This window comes from Mesorhizobium dulcispinae (assembly GCF_033977345.1).
GTDB lineage: Bacteria > Pseudomonadota > Alphaproteobacteria > Rhizobiales > Rhizobiaceae > Mesorhizobium > Mesorhizobium dulcispinae.
In genome coordinates this window covers 495839-517485 of the sequence record NZ_JAVIIY010000002.1, presented here as the reverse complement: position 1 = coordinate 517485, position 21647 = coordinate 495839, and the positions used below count along the sequence as shown (strand labels likewise).

The window sequence follows — 21647 nt, the reverse complement described above, 5'->3', positions numbered from 1 at the left end:
CCGTCTCGGCGCTCCGCGCCGATCCACCTTCTCCCACAAGGGGAGAAGATCAGGCGCAAACATTTGGACTATCGTCACGATTGCTGCACTATCATGGTGCATAAGCATTCATCGAAGTTGCCGGGCAGGGGAGAAACGCCGGGTTGAAGCGGGCTGAAATCCAGAAGCCGGGGCAGCGCCTGTTCGGTCTGTCGACGCCGCTGAGAGCTGCCGTCATCCCGCCGCTTTCGGCGGCGCGCTGGCTTCTGGTGCTGATCGTCGCCGCCGGTGTCTATTTCTTCCATGGCTTCCTGTTTCCGGTGCTGGCGGCGCTCGTCATCGCCTTCGCCAGCTGGCCGCTCTATCGCCGGCTGCTCGCCGCGGTTGGCGGCAACCGCACCATCGCAGCGACGCTTGCGATCCTGTTCATCCTCACCTTCCTGGTGGTGCCGATCGCGCTCGCCGGCACTTACGCCATCAACGAGCTTCGCGAATGGGTGGTGTGGGCGATCGAGACCAACCGCCACGGTTCCGCCACGCCGCAATGGATCGCCACCATGCCGGTGATCGGCGAATGGCTGAACCAGCAGTGGACGGTCAATCTCGGACATCCAGGCGGCATCGGTGAATTGATCCAGATGGTGAGCGGCTCCAACATCGGCACCATCTACCGCGGCGCGCTGGCCGCCGGCGGCAGCGCCTTTGGCCTGCTGCTCACGCTGCTGTTCATGCTGATCGCGCTGTTTTTCGCCTATCGCGACGGCGAGGCCTTCGCGGCGCAAGTCGATCGCCTCGGCGAGCGCATCCTGCCGACCCGGTGGGAACGGATATCGCGCGTCGTGCCGGCCACCATTTCATCGACCGTCACGGGCATGACCGTCATCGCCATCGGCGAGGGGCTGGTGCTCGGCGTCGCCTACTGGCTGGCCGGCGTGCCGTCGCCGGTCACGCTCGGCGCGCTTACCGGCATCATGGCGCTGATCCCGGGCGGCGCGCCGCTCTCCTTCTCGCTCGTGTCGATCTATCTCGCCGCCAGCGGTAAGCTCTTCGCCGGGCTCGCGCTGTTCACCTGGGGCGCGGTCGAGCTCTTCATCGTCGACAAGACGTTGCGGCCGAAACTGGTCGGCGGTCCGATCAAGCTGCCGTTCCTGCCGACCTTTTTCGGCCTGATCGGCGGCGTCAAGACGATGGGCTTCCTCGGCCTTTTCATCGGCCCGGTGCTGATGGCGCTGCTCGTCGCCATCTGGCGCGAGTGGCTGCGCGAGGTCGAGATGATGGACGAACAGGCGCATGGCGCCGACGAAGAGAACGGGCCGCCGCGTATCGAGGCGACGGCCGAGGCCAGGAAGATTCAGGCCGGGTGACCGACGGCGAGCGCCGTGCGGCGCTTGCGGCCTTGATGCAATTGCCAGAGCGAATGGGCGACCAGCGTCACGATCAGGATCGTGCCGCCGATCAGACTGTTGCGCGACGGCATCTCGGCAAAGACCAGCCAGACCCAGACCGGCGCCAGCACCGTCTCGACCAAATAGAACATCGCCACCTCCGGCCCTGAAATGTATTTCGGCCCGGCGGCGAGGCAGAAGAACGAGATCGGCATGATCACGGCGCCGTTGAAGATGATCCACCAGGGCGCATTGACGTGAAACCCTTCGCCGGAGACCATGAACAAGGCGACCGCCAGCGGGAGGACGACGCCGATGAGCGCGGTAAAGCCCATGTCCTTGCCGCTGGCGCGCGAGAAGGTGATGGCAATCGCGACGAACAGAGCCGAGCACAGCGCCATGAAATTTCCGAACAGATGCCCGGTGCCGACCGAGCCGCCGACGATGATCAGCACGCCTAGGATCATTGCCGACATGGCGATCAACGTTCCGACCCGGGGCCTTTCGCGCAGGAACAGCCATGACAGCAGCGCCGCGAACACCGTGTTGAAGGCAAGGATGAAGACGAGATCGGCGGTCGAGGTGTGGTAGACGGCGGTGACGAAAGTGACGCCGGTCAAACCGTAGCACAGCGCCGCGGCAAGCCCCGACCAGCCGGGAATGAGCTTTGGCGCATCGCTGCGCAGCGCGCGCCAGACGGCCCAGACCACCAAGGCGGCTATGAGCGTGGTGCCGGTACGCAGCATCATGATGGTCCAGGGGCTGCCGTCGGCCAGCCGGATCAGCGGGATGTCGACGGTAAGCGTCAATCCGCCAAAGGCAGTGATCAGGAGACCCTTCTGGTGATCGGTATGGGTGGACACTCGGCAATCTCGCAACAATCTTGAGGAGGCGCATGCGGCCATGCGTCGGTCCCTCCAGCCTGACGGCCGAAAGACCAGCGTCCCCCTCCTTGAACAGCTTAAGGATGAAGCGTGAAGCGGATCAGCGACTGACCGCTTCGTGGTCGTAGCGTTCCCAGCCTTTCGGGCCGAGATGCTCCTGCGGCATGAAACGCATCTTATAGTTCATCTTGCGCGAGCCGTTGACCCAGTAGCCGAGATAGACGTGGGGCAGCCCCATCGCCTTGGCGCGCGCGATATGGTCGAGGATCATGAAGGTGCCGAGCGAGCGGTCCTCGAAATCGGGATTGAAGTAGGAATAGACCATCGACAGCCCGTCCGCCATCTTGTCGGTCAGCGCCACGGCGATCAATTCGCCCTGGCCCTTGCCGGTGATGAAGGTGTCCGGGCCGCGCCGCCGGTATTCGATGATCTTGGTGTCGACATGCGTGTCCTCGACCATCATCGCATAGTCGAGCACCGTCATGTCGGACATGCCGCCGCGCCGGTGGCGGGCATCGAGATAGGCGCGGAACAGCGAATACTGCTCGGTCGACGGCTGGGCGTCGTGCATGGCGCCGATGAGGTCGGCATTGCGCTGGATCACGCGGCGCATGTTGCGGCTGGCGGTGAACTCCTGCGCCAGGATCCGCACCGACACGCAGGCGCGACAGGACTCGCAGGCCGGCCGGTAGGCAATGTTCTGCGACCGCCGGAAGCCGCCCTGGGTCAACAGGTCGTTCATCTCGGGCGCCTTGTCGCCGACAAGGTGCGTGAACACCTTGCGCTCGAACTGGCCCTCCAGATAGGGGCACGGCGACGGCGCTGTCAGGAAGAACTGCGGCGACTGGGTCGGATGCTGCGTCATCGATTCTTGGAAACGCTCCTGCGAATCGCCCTACCTTTGGCCCGACCGGCGAAAAATTCAACAGGATTATGCTGCAGCGGCCGGCCCAGGCTGTTCATTTTCTAGCACAAGCGGCGCGGCGCTGCCGCAGACACCCGTCAGATATCGGCGCGCGTGACCACTGTGCCGAGAAGCAGGTCATGTAGCGTGCGCTTGCGATCGGAAAACAGCGTGACCAACAGCACCAGCGGCGTCAGGATGACGTTGCCTGCCCAGAACAGCACCGAATGCACGACCGCGGTCAGGCCGTCGATGCGCGTGCCGTCGAGCCTGTCCAGCCGGATGCCCATGATCTTCATGCCGGTCGTGGCCTGATCGCGGCCGCCCAGCGTGTTCCAGATGTAGAGGATGGCAACTGCCGGCACCAGGATGGAGAACAGTGCCCAGCCCAAGCCGAAGGTCAAAAGCCCGAGGAGGGCGACCAGTATGGCGAAAGGGATGGTGAGCAGCGCCACGATGAAATAGTCGAGGATGAAGGCGAAGACGCGCCTGGTGCGCACGCCGCGATAGGCGCGCGTGTCCTCGAATCTCGTGGTGATGATCTCGCCGTCAAGCACGCGCGTGTTCATGTCATGCCCTCGTAACAGGCCCGAAATAGGTCTCGGCTATCCGCCACTGAAATGGTGAAAGCCGATGGCGGAATCAAGATCGGCGCTTGCAGCGCATGCGCGGTATGCCTTGGTGGGCGCGGTTGCAGCGGTTGAATTCATGGCGCGGATCGCGTTAGCCTGCTGCGGCGCAACAAGACGCCGAGGGGATGGGGAACTATGGATTACGACATGCTGGTCATCGGCAGCGGCCCCTCCGGGCGCCGCGCCGCGGTGCAATCGGCCAAGCTTGGCAAATCGGTTCTGGTGGTCGATCGAGGCCGGCGCCTCGGCGGCGTCTCAGTGCACACCGGCACCATTCCGTCAAAAACTCTGCGCGAGACTGTGCTCAATCTCTCCGGCTGGCGCGAACGCGGCTTCTACGGGCGTGGCTACCGGGTCAAGCAGGACATCTCGATCGCCGATCTGATCGAGCGCCTGCACAAGACGCTCGACCACGAAGTCGAGGTGCTGCAGCACCAGTTCATGCGCAACGCTGTCAAAAGCGTGCGCGCGACGGCAAAATTCCTCAGTCCCGACAAGGTCAGCCTGACGACCGACAATGGCGACCACAGCGAGGTCGGCTTCGCCAATGCGCTGATTGCCGTGGGCACCAGGCCGCACCGGCCGCGCGATGTGCCGTTCGACAAGACGCGCATCTTCGACAGCGACGAGATGCTGGAACTCAACCGGTTGCCGCGCACGCTGACAGTTATCGGAGCGGGCGTCATCGGCGTCGAATACGCAACCATCTTTTCGGCGCTCGACGTGCCGGTGACGCTGGTCGAGCCGCGCAACACCATCCTCGATTTCGTCGACCGCGAAATCGTCGACGACTTCATCCACCAGATGCGCGATCGCGGCATGACCATCCGTCTCGGCAGCACGGTCAAGGAAATCGCCTCCAAGCCCGACTATGCCGAGGTGACGCTTGCCGACGGCCGCACCATCCGTTCCGAGATCGTGCTCTATGCCGCCGGCCGCAGCGGCAATCTCGGCAGCCTCGGCCTCGACGTGATCGGCATCGAGGCCGACAGCCGCGGCCGCATCAAGGTCGATCCCCAGACATTTCAGACCAGCGTGCCCAATATCTATGCCACCGGCGACGTCATCGGTTTCCCGAGCCTGGCCTCGACCTCGATGGAGCAGGGCAGGGTGGCCGCCTGCCATGCCTTTGGCGTGGCGCTGCCGCCGCCGCCGGAAACCTTCCCGTACGGCATCTACGCCGTGCCGGAAATCTCCACCGTCGGCCAGTCGGAGGAACAGGTGCGCGAGAGCGGGATCGCTTATGAGGTCGGCGTCGCGCGCTTCCGGGAGACCTCGCGCGGCCACATAATGGGCGTCAACTCAGGCTTCCTGAAACTCCTGTTCTCGGTCGACACACGCCGCCTGCTCGGCGCCCATATCGTCGGGGAGGGCGCGACCGAGCTCATCCATATCGGCCAGGCAGTGATCAATCTCGGCGGCACGGTCGACTTCTTCGTCAACAACACCTTCAACTACCCGACGCTGGCCGAAGCCTACAAGATCGCCGGCCTGGATGCCTGGAACAGGATGGGGCAGGGCTAGGCCCGGAAGCCTGGTCGGGCCGATGAGCTAGACTTCCAACTGCGACAGCAGCGAAAGCATCACGTCGGCCGACGGCATCGGCAACACCGCCTCGATCTCCGCCGGCCGCACGCCGGCGATCGTGTCGCTGCCGGCGGCGACGGTGCCGAGCGGTCCGCGGAAACCGTGTTTCGACCAGGCAAGCTCCTGCAGCTTCGGGCTTGTCAGCGCTTCGAGCAGCGGATCGACCGTCGGGTCGACGACGATCAGCGGATGCGCCGAATAGACGGTCGGGCGCGGGTAGAGGATCTCCGGCTTGGCGCCGGCCCCGGCCTGCACGCGCTGCCAGCGCGCAGGGTCGGCGAGCGCCCATTCCACCAGCTGGTTTTCGTAGCCCACCGCCATCGGCTCGGCGCCGAGGCCGCCGGCAATATACTGGTCGAACAGCTTGCCGGATGATGACGATTTCAGCCCCATGCTGCGGAAGATCGACTTTGCCTGCTCGCCATGCTGGGCAAGCAATTCCTGCGTCGCCACGTCGCCGCTCATCAGGCTGAGCACCAGGCCGGCGAACATGAAACCGGAATTCGAGCGATTGGGATCGGTCGAGACGATGCGCGCCCGGCCATAAAGTTCGGAAATGCCGAGATCCGACCAGTTCTTGCTGGCAAGAATGGCGTCGAGCAGCGCCTTGAGGTCGAGCTGGTTGTAGCCGCCTTTGGCGGAAACCGTGACCAGCCCGCTCTTCTTCAGGCCCTCGACCACCGGCCCCCAGGTGTAGACCACGATCGGTGAGTTGAGCACGACCTGATCATTGCGGATCGCCACCCCGCTCTTTCGCGCGAGATCGACCATGATCGAGGAAGACGGCCACAGGAATTGCGGCTTCTGCGTCAGCAAGGCGGGCTCGCGCACCATCTCGACAGAACCGGCGACGCGGGCATCAAGCTCCAGCCCGTAGCCGCCGAGCGCATGCGCGACATCCGGATCGGCTAGGAAGGCCTGCTTCTCGCCGCCGATGAAACCGAACAGATGTGTCCGGTTGCCGAGATAGCCGCGAAACTCCGGCCGGTCCTTCAGCGTCACATAGCCGCCAGTGCCAGCCGCGGCGGCGGCCAGCAATCCCAGTCCGAAAGCGCGGCGAGAAAGAGCCATCAGCGACCGATATCCTCTTTCAGCGACTCCTGAATGAGTCGCAAATCGACGTCGAGAGTGCCGAGCTCCGAGTCCGCCAGGCTGTCGGCATAGTGGGTGAAGGCGTCCTGCAGTTTGGTGATAACGGCGCCGACATTGGCAAGCCGCTCCCGGTTGGGCGCCCGCCGGTCGGCCAGCGTTGCATAGCCTTCCGCGACTTCCGCCGCTTGCGGCACATAATAGGTAAGGAAGCGCCGCACCGAGGCGGCGCTTGCCGGCTTCGCCTCGACCCTGGCGATAACATCGGCGGCGATGTCGGAAAGGTTCTTCACCTTGGCTTTCATGTTCTTGTCGGCGATCGAACCGGCCGCGGCCGCGAGCCTGTCGGCGGCCGGCTGCGCTTGCGACAAGAGCTCGCGCGCGAACGCCACCTGACCGCCGCCGATCGAGCCGAGGTCGAGGCCTTCGAACAGCTGCCGCGGCGCCAGCGCGAAGACCAGCCCGGCAAAGACCAGCACCGAGATCATCGCCGAGACCAGGAATGGGAAATGGGTGAGCGTGCTGAGGCCGATCAGCAGCGCGGCCGATACGAGGCCCGCCACGATCCAGTTCCAGTCGTTGCCGAACAAGCCGCGCATCGTCAGCCTTAGTTATAGCCGCGCGCCGCGCGGAAAGCACCGGCGAGGTCGCCGCTGCCGTCGAAGACGCGCGCCGAGGTTGCCTTGGCGAGGCTGTCGAGCTGGCTCTTGTCGGCGTCGCCGAAGGTGATGCCGAACACCGGCACGCGCACGGGCGCCTGGCGCCATTCGGCAAGGAATGGCTCGGCGCTGCCGTCGGTGCGGCCATCCGTCATGATAACGATCGCGGGCAGATATTTCGGCAGGTCGGCGGTCGACAGGATCTTCTGCAGCGCCTGCCCGGCGCAGGCATACATGTCGGTGCCGCCGCCGGCGTGCTGTTCCGCCACTGCGCCGAGCAACCGGCTTTGGCCGGCCGGGTCGCCGGTCGCATCGAAAATATTGCGCACCGTGCTGTCGAAGGGCAGCACGAAGATGTGGTCGGACGGCGTCCATTGCACCAGCACCTCGCTCGCCTTTTCAGGCGTGAACAGGAACTGCGCGGCTTGTTGCAGCTGCGTCTCGCCCTCGTTCTCCATCGAACCCGAGAAGTCGAAGCAGAGCGCCGTCAGCGACGGTTTGCGCAGAGCCTCCTGGTACAGGTTGAGCGCCGTGCGGATCACCGCCGGCTCAGGCATGCGGATCGACGTCACCAGCTTGCCGGGATCGAAATTCCAGTCGGGCTCGGCCGTCGCCTGGACCGCCGCGCCGCCGAGCGGCAGCCGCCTTCCAGAGTCGGCGATGCGTTTGCGCACCGCGTCCGACTGCAGGTAGGCGAGCAGGTCGGTGAAGAATTTCTCGACGTCCGTGCCGCGTCCGTGGTCGATGAAGCCGAGCGGGGAATCGCCGACCGCCACGCCGTCGGCCGGATAGATCGCATAGAGCGGCTCGTCGCCCATCTGCTTCAGCTTGTCGTTGGTCTCCTTCAGCGTCGCCTCATAGTTCCACATCGCATCATAGAGCGTGCCCTTGCGGGCGGAGTCGACATAGAGGTCCGCCAGCCATCCAGACGAGCCGGACGAGCGCTCGACGCCTTGCAGCAGGGCGCTGACCGTGTCGTGCACGGACACATTGTCGAGATCGCCCGGCTGGATCACTTCCTTGCCGCCGAGCGCGCTGGAGAGCATGGCGAGATAGGCGCTGGCGCCGGAGTTGGACTGTGTCGCCGACGTCATCAGGAATTTGAGCTTGCCGTCCTTCACCGCGGCAAGGATGTCCTTCATGAAGACGTCCTTGCCGATCCAGCCGAGCTCGGCGGCCTTGGATTTGCGCACGCCGAGGATGACGGGCATCTGCGCGATCGAGGTGAGGTTGCGCACCTTGCGGCCGGAGTCGAACAGGTCGACCCAGACGCTCGATGCCGGCCACACCGCATCCTGATCGAGCCCGCCCGCCTTCTGCAGGCCGAGCCCGATGTCGAGCGATCCCTTGTAGGAGATGGTGCAGGTCGCGCCCTGTTTGGCGCAGAATTCCTGCACGATCGGCTCGAGCACCGTGTTTTCGGAGCCGGACACGATCGAGAATTTGACGTCGCTCGAATTGCAGGCAGCCAGCAGCAGCGAGACCGCCAGGACGAGAACGGACGTCAGCGTCTTCGGCATCGAGGCTCCGTCAGCCCTGGGTGAGCGCTTTCTTGAGGTCGGCCGTCATCTGATCCATCTGCTTCTCGGCCTCGGCCCGCTTCTGGCGGCCCTCCTGCTGGACCCTGAGCACGCCTTGCACCGTGTCGATGAGATCGCGGTTGGCTTGCGCCAGCGTTTCGACATCGACGATGCCGCGCTGCGCCTGCTCCTCGATGGAGATGGCCTGATCCTTCATCATTTTCGATGTCTGGCGGATCATCTCGTTGGTGGCATCGGTCACCGTCTTCTGCAATTCGAGCGCCGACTTCTGGTTGGTGAGGCCGAGCAGGATGACCATCTTCTGCTTCCAGGCGGGCACGGTCAGTGCCGACGTCGCCTGCAGGTTCTCGATCAGGGTCTCGTCGCCGGCCTGGACGATGCGGATCTGCGGCAACTGCTGGATGCCGAGCTGGCGCGCCTGCACCAGATAGAAGACGCGCTTCTCCAGCCGGTCGAGCGCCTGCACCGCGTCCTGGTAGGTCTGGGCTTCGAGCGTGCCGCCGGCATCGCCGGCCTTGGCGTCGGCGGCGGCTCTCAGCTTGGGCAGTTCGTTGGCGCGGTAATCGTCGACGAACTTCTTGCCGGCCTGGACAAAGGCATCGAGCTTGAGGATGGAGTCCTTGGTTTGCTCGTGCAGGTCGTCGAGCACCGCGATGTCGCGCCGCAGCGTGTCCTTATGCCGATCGAGTTCCAGTCCGATACGGTCGATCTGGCCGGCGACATCTTCGTATTTTTCTTTGAAACGCTCGAGCCGCGCCTTGAAGGAAGAGAACAGGTTGCTCAGGAACCCTTCTTCCTTCAGCGAGGCCGGATCGAGGTTCTTGGCCTTCATGATGATGTCGGTGAGCAGCGTGCCGGTGTCACCAAGGTCGCGGTTGCGGATCTGCGAGAGGATTTTGTCGGCATAGTCGCTGACCGCCTGCTGGGCGCGGTCGCCGAAGACCGAGATGCCGGCGCGATCCCGGATATCGATGCCGCCTTCAATCCTGGCGATCTCGCCTGGATTGGCGGCAATGACAGGCAATTTCGAAGTGTCGTCGAGCAGAGTGATGCTGTTCTCGTCGGCCATTGAGACCTCCCCCTCGGTGAACAGTATCTCGATAGACAGTGTGTGACAGAGATATGACAATGGAGCGGCATGCCGCCCTCAGACTGTGAAATGCGTTACGCTCTCAACTCGTGCCCGACTGCGGCTCCGGTCCCCGTCAGGCGACCGGGTCAGCTCCGGCAATCCATTGCCGCGCGATCGCGGCGTCCGCATCGCCGAACTCGTGACCGGCGGCGACGATGCGTGCGTCGACCTCGGCGCCGCGCTGGTTTAGCAGCGTCACCAGGGCCGGCGCGAATGGGCCGTAGGTTTGGTCCGCTGCACCGGCGATGATCAGCACCCGCGTTCCACCAAGGTCGGTTTCCGGTGCGTCATCAAGTACCGGCATCGCCCTCAGCAAAGCCGAACGCTTCGCCAGCCCGGGGTGAAGCAGCATGAGCGTGGAAACCAGATTGGCGCCGTTCGAATAACCAAGAAAAGTCGCGCGTGAGAGATCGAGCTCGTGGCGCCTGGCGGCGTCGGCTACGAATTGGGCGAAAGCGGCCGTCTCTGAGCGGATACTCGACTGCTCGAAGCTGGTCGGTGTGATTCGCTCGAACCAGCGGAAACCGTCCTCCTGGCGGATGCGGCCGCGCGACGCGACAAGCACCGCGCGCGGCGCGATCTGCCTCGCCAGGGGAACCAGCGTCGTTTCGTCCACGCCTGATCCATGCAGCACAAAGAGGCATTCGCCGCTCGCATTTGCCGGTCGAATCAAGCGGTAGGAAAAAGGCAAATCATCGTGCAGCATGCTGTTTTTGTTGACATGTTCGGACATGATCACATCCTGTTGATTTTACGGTGATTTCGGTGATTTGCCGGCTTCAAAACGGAATGTTTTCAAGCTCCGCGAAAGTTGATTGAACCGGGCGCATTTCAGACCGTTTCAGCGCCGATACACTCCCGACGGGAGGAATCGAAGCGGTGCGTCGGGGGTCGCATTGCTGGACATGAAACACCAGCTCTGAGGCCTTTTGTCGATGACCATCCCCGTTTCTGAACGCGACACGCGTGTCAAAGATCGCGATACGCGTATCAAGGATCGCGACACGCGTATCAAGGATCGCGATACGCGTATCGACGTGCTGCGCGCGCTCGCCCTGCTCACCATTTTCGTCGACCATGTGCCGGGCACCGTCTTCGAGAACCTGACCTACAAGAATCTCGGCTTCTCCGATGCGGCCGAGGCCTTCGTTTTGATCTCCGGCATCTCGGTGGCGCTTGCCTATGGCACAAAGTTCAAGCCGGGCGGCAGGCTGCTGGCGACGCTCAAGATGTGGCGGCGCGCGGGCGTGCTCTACGTCACCCACATCGTCATCACCATGCTGGTGATCGCCCTGTTCTGCGCCACGGCGGTGTTTGCCCACCAGCCGGAAATGCTGAAGATGATCAATATCGAGCCACTGATGAAGAACACGCCGGAAGTGCTGCTCGGCATCGTCACGCTCGGCCATCAGCTCGGCTACAACAACATCCTGCCGGTCTATGCGGCACTGCTTCTGGCGGCGCCGGCCTTCGTCCTGTTTGTCAGCTGCAGGCCCGTGGCGGCACTGACCGTGTCCGGCCTGTTGTGGCTGGTCGCCGGGGTTTGGCAGATCGCGCCGCCGAATTATCCCGAGCCGGGCCTCTGGTTCCTCAACCCGCTTTCCTGGCAGTTCCTGTTCAACATTGGCCTTGCCGCCATGCTCCACGTCAAGCGCGGCGGAGAGATTCCGGTCAACCGCTGGCTGGTGGGCTCTGCCTTGGTCTATGTCGTCGGCGCGGCGATCTGGGTGCACAGCCCGCTCTGGGGCCAGATCACCTGGTTCAACCTGCCGGTGGTGATCGGTGGCTTCGACAAGACTTTCCTGTCGCTGCCGCGGCTGCTGCACATCCTCGCAGTCAGCTATCTGGTGGTCGCCATGCCGGCCGTGTCGAACCTCTTCCGCGCCAGGCCCGATAATCCGCTGGCAATCCTCGGCAAGCGCTCGCTGCCGGTGTTCGTTGCCGGAACGCTGATTGCCATGGCCGCGCAGGTGCTCAAGCTGATCAATCCGGGCGGCCTGGCCTATGACACGCTGCTGATCGCCGCCGGCATCGCCATGCAGTTCGCGCTGGCGCTCTATCTCGAATGGCTCGCCGGTCTCGGCCCGGCCCGCGCCAAGCCGGCGCGCGAGGAGACAGCGCGCGCCACATTCGGCGTGCCGGCGAGGGTTGGCGGATACTGAAAGAAATCCGGGAAAGCAGTTCAGCTGTTCAGCTGAACTGCTCGGAATTGTTCAGCCTTTCAGCGCTGGGCCCGTAGAGGCTCTGACGACGAGCTCGACGCCCATCGTCTCGCGCCGCACCGTGCCGTCGAAGTCGAGAATCATACGGGCTGCGCGCCGGCCGATCTCGGTGATCGGCTGGGCGATCGTGGTCAGCGGCGGGTCGCAGAGCGCGCCGTCCGGTACGCCGTCGAAGCCGACAACGGAAACATCCTGGGGCACCTTAATACCCCGCGCGGTCAGCCATTCGATGGCAATCATGGCCATCCTATCCGACATCGCAAGGATGGCGCTCGGCCTCTCGCCGCCGGAAAAAATCGCTTCGAGACCGGCCCTGGTGCTCTTTTGCTCGTTTTCGGTCTCAAAGATCGGGATCTGTGTCGTGTCGACGCCGAAGCGGGACAGCTCCTCGAAATAGCCGGCGAGACGATCGCGCGTTCCCGTATAGACCGCCGAGCGGACCATTTCCGGCGTGACGAAGCCGGTGCGATCCTCGCCGAGAGTCAGCGATAGAACCGCGAAACGACGATGGCCGAGTTCAGCGAGATGACGCGCGGCGAGCCGTCCGCCAGCGACATTGTCGACGCCGATCGCCGAAATGGTCTCATCGTGAAAGCCGAGCTCCAGTGCGACGAAAGGCAGTCTGCGCTCGCGCGTCAGATCGACAAGCCGCGAGCCGCCTTCGATGCAGAACAGGATAAAACCGTCGACCAGCGCGCTCTGAATGTTCCAGGCGAGCTTTTCCTGGTTGGCGGCCGAGACCAGGGCGATGCCGGCGCCGGTGGCGTCACAGGCTTCAGAGATGCCGGCCATCATGACGCGGGCAAAGGGGTCCTCGAAGAAATAGGAGAGGGGCTCGGTCGTGCCGACGCCGATGGCATTGACCTTGCCGGCACGCAGCAGGCGCCCCTTGGGGTCGGGGCCGGCATAGCCCATCGCTTCCGCCACCGCCTTGACCCGTTCGCGCACCTCGGCGCGCACGATCTCCGGCCGGCTGAAAACGTTGGAGGCCGTGCCGTGCGAGACGCCGGCTGCCTTGGCGATATCCGCCAGCCGGATCGGTCGTGCCTGGCCTTCGACGAGTGGTGCCATGTCGTTCCTCCGAATCCGGTCACGTGACGAACATGACCGCGGAATGGTTGCCGGTCATCTAACATTTTTGTTGGATCGATTCAAATTTCCGCTTGACTCCGATGGCGTGAGGCATATGATTTGAATCGATCCAATATGCTTTCCTGGTTGGAGCAAAATTCCAGAAGGAGGATGCCATGCATCCGATCAACTATCTGTTCGAGGACGTCTATCGCAACGATTGGGGCATTGCCTCGGCCTCGCTGAGCGAACGGCGCCGGGGCAAGGCAAGCCCGTGGAAGCGTGAGCCGCGCTTCATCGTGGAGCGCAAGCGCGCCTGAGAAATCATTCCTTTTTACGTCGATCGATTGGATCGATTCAATAATTGGAGATCCGTCATGCATCCGATCAGCCATCTTTTCCAGGACATCTATCGCAACTATTGGGGCATCGCGCCGGCGACCGACCGGCCGGAGCGGCAGCGCGCGGCCGAACCGGCGACGCGGAGGCGCAAGCGGCGTCCCGGGCGCGGGTAATCCGCCGAGCCATGCGGTCGATCTAAGATCGCGGGCGCCACAGCGCCGAGACCGCGATCACCAGCCAGCCGGCGATAAGCAAAGTGCCGCCCATCGGCGCCGACATCGGAAACAACCGCGAGCCCAGGAAATCCCGGGCAAGCAGATCGCCCGAGAACAGAAGCAGGCCGACGAGCAGCACCAGGCTTGCGAGCCTCAGACACCGGTTGCCGCCGATAAGGCCGATGGCGAGGAAGACCGGTGCATGCATCAGCAGAAAGGATGCAGCCGTGCCGGTGAAGGCGCCGCCTAAATGCGCGGCCGCCGCCGATAGCGCCACGCCTGCCGCGCCGACAAGGCCACCCGCCAGCACGAGGATACGGCTGCCGCCGTTTGAGGATTGCCCCGCGAGGCTCATCTTGAATGCTCCATGCTTCGGTCGAGCGAGCGCGCCGATCAGGATCCGCCGGCTTCGAGCAGCATATGCCGCGCCCGCCGCGACTGGACAATCCAGTTATAGGCCGCGCCCAGCGCCATCAGCACGGAGGTGCCCAGAAACACCGCCGGCATGCCGAAATGCCCGCCGACGAAGCCGCCGGCGAGCGGTCCCGCGACCTGGCCGACATACTGCGCCGAGATCGACAGTCCGAGCACATTGCCGCCGACGCCGTCCGGGATGTTGTGGCGGATGACGCTGGTGATGCAGGGCAGCAGGCCGCCCAGCGCCAGGCCCATCAGGAAGCGCAGCCCGATCAACTGCCAGCCGTCGGTGACGAAGGCTTGCGGGATGAGCAGCAGCGCCGAGACGGCGAGGGCGCCGACGACGACATTCCAGTGGCCGACGCGGTCGGCGAGCTTGCCCAGCCATGAAGAGGACAGGATGGTACCGAGCGCTGCCGCCGACATCACCACGCCCGCGACCATCGTCACCTTGCTCTGGTCCTCGACGAGCTGCTGCACATAGACGGTGATGATCGGCTCGATCGACATGGTGGCGAAGGCGAGCAGCATGCCGGTTGTCAGCATGGCGACGACCGGGCGCTTGTCGCGGATCTGCGACCAGCCGCTTTTCGGCTTTGCCGCCGAGACAGGTTTGGGCGCCGGCGGGTTTTCCTTGATCAGGAAAGTCGTGGCCAGGAAAGCCAGGAAGATGACGCCACCCGAGAGCAGGAAGGTGGCGCGGATGCCGATCACCGGCGGCAGCAAACCGCCGAGCAGCGGGCCGACCAGCGAGCCCGCCGTGATGCCGGCCGACAGCACGCCGAGCGCCCAGCCTGAGCGGTCTTTCGGCGTTTGCATCGCTACCAATATCGTCGATCCCGAAGAGTACCCGCCGGCAAAGCCGATCAAGAGCCTCAGCAGCACCAATTGCCACACGCTTTGCACCATACCGGTCAGCGACATGCAGATCGCCATGCCGAACGAGGCGCGCACCAGCATCAGCTTGCGGCCGTAGCGGTCGCCGAGCCTGCCCCATAAGGGTGCTACCAGCGCCGCGGCAAAGAAGGTGGCGCCATAGGCAACGCCCGACCATTGCACGATCGCTACGTGTCCCTCGGCGCCGAGCTGTTCGACGTAAAGCGGCAGGAAGGGCAACAGCAGTGTCATGGCGATCAGCGTGCTGAACGAGCCGGCGAAGCAGACGGCAAGGTTGCGTCGCCAGTGGAGGTTGTAACCGCTCTGTTCCGAAGTGTCGTTCGCCATGTCTTGCCTGCCCGGGTTGTTCCGGATACCAATTTGGGATACCAAGCTGGTATCCGTCATGAACCTCGACCCGGCCGCTGTCAATGCGGCGCCGAAGAGCGAAACGACAATGTCGCAGATGCAGAATGTCGAAAGGCAGCTTCGCGAGATGATCCTCGGGCTGGAGATCGGCCCGGGCGAGCGGCTGACCGAGCGCTGGATCGAAAGCCGCTTCGGCGCCTCGCGCACCCCGGTCAGGGCGGCACTGCTGCGCCTCGAGACCGAAGGGCTGATCGGCCGCGACGGCCGCGGCTGGACGGTGGCGCCAATCAACCTTGCCGAGCTTGGCCAGATCGCCGTCTATCGCGAGGCGGTCGAGGTGGCGGCGGTGCGGTTGACGGCAGCGCTTGAGGATCGCAGCGGTGTCGAAGTGATCGCGGCGATGCTGGATTCCTGCGACGCCGATACGCCGCGCGAGGAATGGCACCGCGTCGGCATGGATTTTCACATCGAGCTGGCCAGGCTTTCCGGCAATGAATTCCTGTTGCGAGCGGTGCGCGACGCCATGACCAGGCTGTCGCGCGCCCGCTGGCTGGAAGTGCGTGACGAGAGAGCCCTCGGCCGAGCCTGGGCCGAGCACCATGCCATCCTGGCTGCAGTGCGACAGGGTGACGCCGACGAGGCAGCGCGGCTGCTTTCGGCCCATATCGCGGGCAGCCGCGATCGGCTGATTACGTCGCTGCATGACGACCGGCGCGGCCTGCGCGCCAGGGGCTTCGCCGTCGTCGCTGCCTGATCCCGCAACGTCGTCGAATATTAGGACTCTCACAAGTTCATTGGGCTGCGCGGGCTTGCAAGATGTTCGGCACAATGCTGTAGGAGGCGCGACGGCACATCTTTGAAACGAAGGACGCATGGCCTCGCCCTTACGCACCGCAGCGCGGGTATTTTACTTCGTACGCAACATCACGCGCGATGTGCTGCCGCAGGCTCTCTTTCGCCAGCGCCTTGCCGGCCGCCTGCAACAGGCGAAGCTCTCCGGTAAAACGGTCCGCGATCGCGTCAACTATTACAACAAGCTCGACCACAGCTTCGTGCCGAGCCCGGCTGCCGTCCCAGCCGGTCAAATACCCAAATTCGGGAGCATGTACTATTACGATCTGAAGGAGTTCGCCCGCTACTTCGATCGCGACCTGCTCATCGACCTCGAGTTCGGCGATGTCGTCGACGTGCCCGCGATGCCGGCGATCGTCAAGGATCGGCCAATCCGCGACGGCAACGGCAACGCCGTGATCATGAAGCTCGACAAGTTCCGCCACTTCAACATGCCGAGGGACAATCTGTCCTTCGCCGACAAGCGCCCGATGGCGGTCTGGCGCGGCGATTTCAACAATCCGATCCGCAAGCGGTTCGTCGACACCGTGCGCGATCTGCCGGTCTGCGATGCGGGCTCGCCCAAGCCGAGCGCGCCGGAGGACTACCGCAAGCCGTATCTCACCATCCCGCAGCAGCGGCAGTTCCGCTACATCGTCTCGCTCGAAGGCAACGACGTGGCGACGAACCTGAAATGGATCATGAGCTCGAATTCGCTCTGCCTGATGCCGCCTCCGACCTATGAGACATGGTTCGCCGAAGCTGAGCTCGAAGCCAATGTCCATTACGTGCCGCTGGCGCCCGATTTTTCGGACATCGCCGACAAGATCGCCTATTTCGAAAAGCATCAGGCGGAAGCCCAGCGCATCACAGCGGCGGCCAACGCTTATTGCCGCCGGTTCAGCAACGAAAAGGACGAGCGTGCGGTCTCGCTGCTCGTCCTCTACAAATATTTCGTGCTGAGCGGCCAGATCGAACCCGACCCGGAAGTCTGGCGCTACATCACCGGCTGACCATGCTCAGATGTCACTGCGGTCGAGCACCAGATCGGCCGGGCCGAACCGGTCCTTGGCGGTGAGCTGCTGGTGCCAGTACGGGTAAAGCACCGGCGGCCTGCTGACAGCGTCGAGGCGCAGGCGCTCGTCGAGCGAAAGTGTCAGGCTCGCCGCCGCAAGGTTGTCCTTGAGCTGGGTTTCGTTGCGGGCGCCGATCACCAGCGAGGAAACAGCCGGGCGGCCGAGCAGCCAGGCCAGCGCCACTTGTGCCGCCGAAACGCCGCGCGCCTTGCCGATCTCGACCTGCACGTCGACGATCCGCCACAACCTGTCCTCGTCGCGGATCGGCGGTTCCGACCAGCCGCCGAGCTGGCGCGCAGTCGGGCTGTCGCGGCGGTATTTGCCCGAAAGAAGGCCACCGGCCAGCGGGCTCCACACCAGCACGCCAAGGCCCTGGTCGACCGCGATCGGCAGCAACTCGTACTCCGCCTCGCGCGCTTCAAGCGTGTAGTGGATCTGTTGCGTGACGAAGCGCGGCTGATGATGGCTGTCGCTGATCGAGAGCGCCTTCATCACCTGCCAGCCCGAATAGTTGGAGCAGCCAACATAGCGGACCTTGCCCTGGCCGACCAAGGTGTCGAGCGCGGCGATTGTCTCCTCGAGCGGCGTGACGCCGTCCCACTCATGCAGGAAATAGATGTCGATGACGTCGGTCTTCAGCCGCTTCAGGCTTCTCTCGCATTCGCGGATCAGATGATGGCGCGACAGGCCTTCGTCGTTGGGGCCGTTGCCGATCCGCATGCGCGCTTTGGAGGCGATGAGCACATCGTTCTTGCGCTTGCCGCCGAGCGCCTCGCCGACGATTTCTTCCGACAGGCCGTTCGAATAGACGTTGGCGGTGTCGATGAGGTTGATGCCGGCATCGATGCAGGTGTCGATGATGCGTCTGGCCTCCGAAAGATCGGAATTGCCGACGGCGGCGAACGGGCCCGTGCCGCCGAAGGTCATCGTGCCAAGCGTCAATGTCGAAACCTTCAGGCCGGAACGGCCAAACGTGCGGTATTCCATGTCTGGTCCTCGCGATTTGTTTTGAAGGGGCGCGCCGTAGCGGGCGCCGGAACGAGGTGAGGGCATTTGTAGGACAATTCGAGCGGCTTGTCGCCCCGCCATCGATACGGGCCGATCACATATCGGCTAGTCCAGAGGTGCTGGTCCGCGCTTGCAATAAAACCGTCATTGCGCGTCTGTATCTCAGTCGGCTTACGGAGTTGTGTTCTCGGCCGCGGCCGGAACGCATCCGTGGCGAAAGTGGCTGACAGGCAGGAGCTGCGCGATGAACGAACTCAAACCGAATTCCGAGCCGAACTCCGGGGCCAAGGACTGGCTGGAGGCCGAGCTCGAGGACACGCTCGACGAGGACTATGAGCTGGAGATTTCCGAACCCGCGCTCTCGCTCGAGATCGCCAGGATCTACAAGAAGTCGCATCCGCCCTCCATCGACCGGATTACCTATTTCCGCGAGCTGCTGCGGCTGCAGTCGGAGCTGATCAAGCTGCAGTCCTGGGTCGCCTACCACAAGAAGAAGCTGGTGGTGGTCTTCGAGGGCCGCGACTCCGCCGGCAAGGGCGGTGTCATCAAGCGCATCACCCAACGGCTTAACCCGCGCATCGCTCGCGTCGTGGCCTTGCCGGCCCCGACCGAGCGCGAGAAGTCGCAATGGTATTTCCAGCGCTACGTGCCGCACCTGCCGGCCGGCGGCGAGATCGTGCTGTTCGACCGCTCCTGGTACAACCGCTCAGGCGTCGAGCGCGTGATGGGCTTTGCCAATCCCGAGCAGGTGGAAGAATTCTTCCATGACGTGCCGGAATTCGAACGCATGCTGGTGCGCTCCGGCATCACGCTGGTGAAATACTGGTTCTCGATCACCGACGAGGAGCAGCAAATGCGCTTTCTGATGCGCATCCACGATCCGATGAAGCAGTGGAAGCTGTCGCCGATGGACCTGCAGTCGCGCGTGCGCTGGGAGCAGTACACCAAGGCCAAGGAAGAGACCTTCGCCCGCACCAACATCAAGGAAGCGCCCTGGTTCATCGTCGAGGGCAACGACAAGAAGCGGGCGCGGCTGAACTGCATCGACCACCTGTTGCAGCAATTGCCTTACGAAGACGTGCCGCATGAGGAGATCACGCTGCCGGAACGCGTCTTCAACCCGGACTACGAGCGCCAGGTGCTGCCGCGCGAGCTCTACGTGCCGGCGAAGTATTGAGGCAGTGAAGCTGCGATCTCCCCCCTTGTGGGGGAGATGCCCGGCAGGGCAGAGGGGGGCGCGAAGGATCGCCGCCCTATCGATGGTAGCCCACGAAAAACAGCCCAAAAGCAAAACTGCTACTGATAAGTGCGCTTGCGGGACAGCGCCCCCCTCTGGCTTGCCGGCCATCTCCCCCACAAGGGGGAGATTACGCTTTCACTCAATCCGCCCGATCATCACATGCGTGGCGTCGGCCGTTGCGACCTGGCTGGTGCAGCGGTAGCCGAGCTTCGGCATGTCGAGGCCGGCGAAAAGATGCTCGCCGGAGCCGAGCAGGAGAGGCGAGACCGCCAGATGCATCTCGTCGATCAGGCTTTCCTGCAGATACTGCCGTACGGTCGAGACGCCGCCGCCGACGCGCACATCCTTGCCGTTGGCCGCCGCCTTCGCCTGGTCGAGCGCTGAGCGGATGCCGTCGGTGACGAAATAGAACGTCGTCCCGCCCTCCATCTCGATCGGCGCGCGCTTGTGATGCGTCAAAATAAAGGTCGGCACGTGATAAGGCGGGTTGTCGCCCCACCAGCCCTTCCAGCTCTCGTCCGGCCATTCGCCGCGGATCGGCCCGAACATGTTGCGGCCAAGGATCCAGGCGCCGACATTCTCGAAGCTGCGCACGGCGAACTCGTCATCGGTATCCGTCGTCCCGCCATCCTTGCCGATCATCTGGTGGAAGGAGCGGGTCTTGATCATCCATTTGTGGAGGTTTTCGCCGCCCACGCCGAGCGGGGTTTCGAGAGTCTGATCGGGACCGGCGCCGTAGCCGTCGAGCGACAAGGTGAAAGCGTTGACACGCAGCCTGGACATCATTGGCCTCCTGACCCAGTTGTGATTTGCAAGCGGTTAACTGATAGCTTGACCGATTGCGAATTGCAAGCGGATGGGCAGCGGCATCGCGCTCCGCGGTACGATCCCGGTTTATGGATTTGACTCGAGGAAGCGGGCGGCCACGGCGCCGGTTCGCTCGTCCGCGCGCGTCTCGCTATTCCATCGCCAGGATGAGGTTGCGCACCACAGGATAGATTTCGCGTTCCCAGCGCTTGCCGTTGAAGACGCCGTAATGGCCGACATTGGCCTGCAGGTGATGCCGCTTCAGATGTGGGCGCAGCGAGCGGCACAGATCATGCGCCGCCGAGGTCTGGCCCAGCGCGCATATGTCGTCGCGGCCGCCCTCAACGGTGAGCAGCGCCGTGTTGCGGATCGCGCCGGGATCGACCTTGCTGCCGCGGAAGGCGAACGCGCCTGTGGCGAGCTCCGCCTTCTGGAACACCCGGTCGATGGTCTCGAGATAGAATTCTTCGGTGAGGTCGAGCACCGCGAAATACTCGTCGTAGAAAGTCTTGATCTTCTCGGCTTCGGCGGTCTCGCCGGCCGCCAGATGCTCATGGAGCTTGCGATGAGCCGTGACGTGGCGGTCGCTGTTCATGGCCATGAAGGCGGTGAGCTGCAGGAAGCCCGGATACACCCGCCGCCCTCCGCCCGGGTGGCGGAAGGGCACATCAGAGATGACGTAGCTCTGGAACCAGGCTAGCGACTTGCTCACGGCGAATTCGTTGACCTCGGTCGGGCTTTCGCGCGGGTCGATCGGCCCCGCCATCAGCGTCATCGAGCGCGGCGTCGCCGGATGCCTGTCCTCGGACATGATGGCGACGGCGGCGAGCGCCTGGACGCAGGGCTGGCAGACCGCCAGGATATGCGCCCCCGGGCCGATGGCCTCCAGGAAACGGATGAGGTAGTCGACATAGTCGTCCACGCCGAAGCTGCCGGCCGAAAGCGGCACGTCGCGGGCATTGGCCCAGTCGGTGACATAGACCTCGTGGTCGGCCAGGAGCGTCTCCACCGTGCCGCGCAGCAGCGTCGAGAAATGTCCCGACAGGGGCGCGACCACCATGACCTTCGGCTGGCGGGCGTCGATGTCCTTGGCAAAACGCAGCAGCTTGCCGAAGGGCAGGGCGAGCACCGTTTCGACGGCGACCAGCACCTCGCGGCGGCCGACACTGACAGTCCCGATGCCGAAATCCGGCCGCGTATGGGTGAGCCTGAAACGGGCGATCATCTCCAGCCCGGCCGCGATACGCCGTTTGGCGGCGTCGCCGAGCGCCATCCCGCCCGTCACGGAACCCATCAGTTCGGCAAGCATGCGCGCCGGAGCTATGAGGTCGTCCTGGAGCTGGTAGGCCTGGTAAAGCATTGCGCCTCGTTCCGCTGACAG

22 protein-coding genes are annotated in these 21647 nt (G+C 63.9%); 8 read left to right on the top strand and 14 right to left on the bottom strand.

From position 1 onward, the window contains the following. The first annotated feature begins 143 nt into the window (after positions 1-143). Positions 144-1343 (top strand): AI-2E family transporter, encoded by a 1200-nt coding sequence (locus RFN30_RS07340; protein ID WP_320261434.1) that lies wholly within the window; start codon positions 144-146, stop codon positions 1341-1343. On the opposite strand, the gene RFN30_RS07335 is transcribed toward RFN30_RS07340, so the two are convergent. The 3 genes from RFN30_RS07335 to RFN30_RS07325 form a co-directional block, all read right to left on the bottom strand. After that, a complete protein-coding gene (locus tag RFN30_RS07335; protein WP_320261433.1) occupies positions 1331-2227 on the bottom strand; it encodes a DMT family transporter in 897 nt (298 codons plus the stop codon). The two genes, RFN30_RS07340 and RFN30_RS07335, sit on opposite strands and share 13 nt — an antisense overlap. Positions 2228-2348: 121 nt before the next feature. Then, positions 2349-3113 (bottom strand): arginyltransferase, encoded by a 765-nt coding sequence (locus RFN30_RS07330; RefSeq protein ID WP_127424261.1) that lies wholly within the window; start codon positions 3111-3113, stop codon positions 2349-2351. 137 nt (positions 3114-3250) lie between these two features. After that, entirely contained in the window at positions 3251-3721 is a 471-nt protein-coding gene (locus RFN30_RS07325; RefSeq protein ID WP_320261432.1) for an RDD family protein, read from the bottom strand. Between the two features lie 198 nt (positions 3722-3919). Between RFN30_RS07325 and sthA the strand changes: the two genes are divergently transcribed. Beyond that, positions 3920-5308: a Si-specific NAD(P)(+) transhydrogenase gene (sthA, locus tag RFN30_RS07320; protein ID WP_320261431.1), complete on the top strand. Its 1389-nt coding sequence runs from the start codon at positions 3920-3922 to the stop codon at positions 5306-5308. Between the two features lie 27 nt (positions 5309-5335). On the opposite strand, the gene RFN30_RS07315 is transcribed toward sthA, so the two are convergent. The 5 genes from RFN30_RS07315 to RFN30_RS07295 form a co-directional block, all read right to left on the bottom strand. Further along, positions 5336-6442 (bottom strand): type 2 periplasmic-binding domain-containing protein, encoded by a 1107-nt coding sequence (locus RFN30_RS07315; protein WP_320261430.1) that lies wholly within the window; start codon positions 6440-6442, stop codon positions 5336-5338. Continuing rightward, complete coding sequence (locus RFN30_RS07310; RefSeq protein ID WP_320261429.1) at positions 6442-7059, bottom strand: 5-bromo-4-chloroindolyl phosphate hydrolysis family protein; 618 nt, start codon at positions 7057-7059, stop codon at positions 6442-6444. Before RFN30_RS07310 ends, RFN30_RS07315 begins: the two co-directional genes overlap by 1 nt. Positions 7060-7067: 8 nt before the next feature. Then, entirely contained in the window at positions 7068-8639 is a 1572-nt protein-coding gene (locus tag RFN30_RS07305; RefSeq protein ID WP_320261428.1) for a substrate-binding domain-containing protein, read from the bottom strand. A 10-nt stretch (positions 8640-8649) separates the two neighbouring features. Beyond that, on the bottom strand, positions 8650-9729 hold the full coding sequence (locus RFN30_RS07300; protein ID WP_320261427.1) for a toxic anion resistance protein: 1080 nt from the start codon (positions 9727-9729) through the stop codon (positions 8650-8652). A gap of 136 nt (positions 9730-9865) precedes the next feature. After that, positions 9866-10525, bottom strand: coding sequence for an alpha/beta hydrolase (locus RFN30_RS07295; RefSeq protein WP_320261426.1), 660 nt, complete (start codon positions 10523-10525; stop codon positions 9866-9868). A 202-nt stretch (positions 10526-10727) separates the two neighbouring features. On the opposite strand from RFN30_RS07295, the gene RFN30_RS07290 reads away from it, so the two are divergent. Beyond that, a complete protein-coding gene (locus RFN30_RS07290; RefSeq protein WP_320261425.1) occupies positions 10728-11954 on the top strand; it encodes an OpgC family protein in 1227 nt (408 codons plus the stop codon). 51 nt (positions 11955-12005) lie between these two features. Here RFN30_RS07290 and RFN30_RS07285 read toward each other — a convergent pair whose 3' ends face one another. Next, the gene (locus tag RFN30_RS07285) at positions 12006-13085 is read right to left on the bottom strand and encodes a LacI family DNA-binding transcriptional regulator (RefSeq protein WP_320261424.1); all 1080 of its coding nucleotides are present in this window, start codon (positions 13083-13085) and stop codon (positions 12006-12008) included. A 176-nt stretch (positions 13086-13261) separates the two neighbouring features. On the opposite strand from RFN30_RS07285, the gene RFN30_RS07280 reads away from it, so the two are divergent. After that, on the top strand, positions 13262-13405 hold the full coding sequence (locus RFN30_RS07280) for a hypothetical protein (protein ID WP_320261423.1): 144 nt from the start codon (positions 13262-13264) through the stop codon (positions 13403-13405). Positions 13406-13462: 57 nt separating this feature from the next. Further along, positions 13463-13600 (top strand): hypothetical protein, encoded by a 138-nt coding sequence (locus RFN30_RS07275; protein ID WP_320261422.1) that lies wholly within the window; start codon positions 13463-13465, stop codon positions 13598-13600. Positions 13601-13622: 22 nt separating this feature from the next. On the opposite strand, the gene RFN30_RS07270 is transcribed toward RFN30_RS07275, so the two are convergent. Further along, the gene (locus tag RFN30_RS07270) at positions 13623-13997 is read right to left on the bottom strand and encodes a DUF423 domain-containing protein (protein WP_320261421.1); all 375 of its coding nucleotides are present in this window, start codon (positions 13995-13997) and stop codon (positions 13623-13625) included. A gap of 38 nt (positions 13998-14035) precedes the next feature. Next, positions 14036-15283: an MFS transporter gene (locus RFN30_RS07265; RefSeq protein ID WP_320261420.1), complete on the bottom strand. Its 1248-nt coding sequence runs from the start codon at positions 15281-15283 to the stop codon at positions 14036-14038. Positions 15284-15392: 109 nt separating this feature from the next. Here RFN30_RS07265 and RFN30_RS07260 point away from each other — a divergent pair, with 109 nt between their 5' ends. Both RFN30_RS07260 and RFN30_RS07255 read left to right on the top strand, forming a co-directional pair. Next, positions 15393-16058 carry a GntR family transcriptional regulator gene (locus RFN30_RS07260; RefSeq protein WP_320261552.1) on the top strand — a complete coding sequence of 222 codons (666 nt, stop codon included), beginning with the start codon at positions 15393-15395 and terminating at the stop codon, positions 16056-16058. A 118-nt stretch (positions 16059-16176) separates the two neighbouring features. Then, positions 16177-17148, top strand: a complete 972-nt coding sequence (locus tag RFN30_RS07255; RefSeq protein ID WP_320261419.1) for a glycosyl transferase family 90 — start codon at positions 16177-16179, stop codon at positions 17146-17148. Positions 17149-17154: 6 nt separating this feature from the next. On the opposite strand, the gene RFN30_RS07250 is transcribed toward RFN30_RS07255, so the two are convergent. After that, complete coding sequence (locus tag RFN30_RS07250) at positions 17155-18198, bottom strand: aldo/keto reductase (protein ID WP_320261418.1); 1044 nt, start codon at positions 18196-18198, stop codon at positions 17155-17157. 265 nt (positions 18199-18463) lie between these two features. On the opposite strand from RFN30_RS07250, the gene ppk2 reads away from it, so the two are divergent. After that, positions 18464-19396, top strand: a complete 933-nt coding sequence (gene ppk2 / locus RFN30_RS07245) for a polyphosphate kinase 2 (protein ID WP_320261417.1) — start codon at positions 18464-18466, stop codon at positions 19394-19396. Between the two features lie 198 nt (positions 19397-19594). Here the strand turns inward: ppk2 and RFN30_RS07240 are convergent, their stop codons facing one another. Both RFN30_RS07240 and RFN30_RS07235 read right to left on the bottom strand, forming a co-directional pair. Then, positions 19595-20242, bottom strand: coding sequence for a dihydrofolate reductase family protein (locus RFN30_RS07240; protein WP_320261416.1), 648 nt, complete (start codon positions 20240-20242; stop codon positions 19595-19597). 175 nt (positions 20243-20417) lie between these two features. After that, entirely contained in the window at positions 20418-21626 is a 1209-nt protein-coding gene (locus RFN30_RS07235; protein WP_320261415.1) for a polyhydroxyalkanoate depolymerase, read from the bottom strand. Positions 21627-21647 lie beyond the last annotated feature (21 nt).

Bases quoted from the DNA above. Each gene is read 5' to 3' on its own strand.
- RFN30_RS07295 (WP_320261426.1), bottom strand. From the start codon at position 10,525: ATGTCCGAACATGTCAACAAAAACAGCATGCTGCACGATGATTTGCCT.
- RFN30_RS07285 (WP_320261424.1), bottom strand. From the start codon at position 13,085: ATGGCACCACTCGTCGAAGGCCAGGCACGACCGATCCGGCTGGCGGAT.
- RFN30_RS07290 (WP_320261425.1), top strand. From the start codon at position 10,728: ATGACCATCCCCGTTTCTGAACGCGACACGCGTGTCAAAGATCGCGAT.
- RFN30_RS07305 (WP_320261428.1), bottom strand. From the start codon at position 8,639: ATGCCGAAGACGCTGACGTCCGTTCTCGTCCTGGCGGTCTCGCTGCTG.
- RFN30_RS07255 (WP_320261419.1), top strand. From the start codon at position 16,177: ATGGCCTCGCCCTTACGCACCGCAGCGCGGGTATTTTACTTCGTACGC.
- RFN30_RS07275 (WP_320261422.1), top strand. From the start codon at position 13,463: ATGCATCCGATCAGCCATCTTTTCCAGGACATCTATCGCAACTATTGG.
- RFN30_RS07325 (WP_320261432.1), bottom strand. From the start codon at position 3,721: ATGAACACGCGCGTGCTTGACGGCGAGATCATCACCACGAGATTCGAG.
- sthA (WP_320261431.1), top strand. From the start codon at position 3,920: ATGGATTACGACATGCTGGTCATCGGCAGCGGCCCCTCCGGGCGCCGC.
- ppk2 (WP_320261417.1), top strand. From the start codon at position 18,464: ATGAACGAACTCAAACCGAATTCCGAGCCGAACTCCGGGGCCAAGGAC.
- RFN30_RS07240 (WP_320261416.1), bottom strand. From the start codon at position 20,242: ATGTCCAGGCTGCGTGTCAACGCTTTCACCTTGTCGCTCGACGGCTAC.
- RFN30_RS07330 (WP_127424261.1), bottom strand. From the start codon at position 3,113: ATGACGCAGCATCCGACCCAGTCGCCGCAGTTCTTCCTGACAGCGCCG.
- RFN30_RS07265 (WP_320261420.1), bottom strand. From the start codon at position 15,283: ATGGCGAACGACACTTCGGAACAGAGCGGTTACAACCTCCACTGGCGA.
- RFN30_RS07260 (WP_320261552.1), top strand. From the start codon at position 15,393: ATGTCGCAGATGCAGAATGTCGAAAGGCAGCTTCGCGAGATGATCCTC.
- RFN30_RS07310 (WP_320261429.1), bottom strand. From the start codon at position 7,059: ATGCGCGGCTTGTTCGGCAACGACTGGAACTGGATCGTGGCGGGCCTC.
- RFN30_RS07315 (WP_320261430.1), bottom strand. From the start codon at position 6,442: ATGGCTCTTTCTCGCCGCGCTTTCGGACTGGGATTGCTGGCCGCCGCC.
- RFN30_RS07235 (WP_320261415.1), bottom strand. From the start codon at position 21,626: ATGCTTTACCAGGCCTACCAGCTCCAGGACGACCTCATAGCTCCGGCG.
- RFN30_RS07280 (WP_320261423.1), top strand. From the start codon at position 13,262: ATGCATCCGATCAACTATCTGTTCGAGGACGTCTATCGCAACGATTGG.
- RFN30_RS07300 (WP_320261427.1), bottom strand. From the start codon at position 9,729: ATGGCCGACGAGAACAGCATCACTCTGCTCGACGACACTTCGAAATTG.
- RFN30_RS07250 (WP_320261418.1), bottom strand. From the start codon at position 18,198: ATGGAATACCGCACGTTTGGCCGTTCCGGCCTGAAGGTTTCGACATTG.
- RFN30_RS07270 (WP_320261421.1), bottom strand. From the start codon at position 13,997: ATGAGCCTCGCGGGGCAATCCTCAAACGGCGGCAGCCGTATCCTCGTG.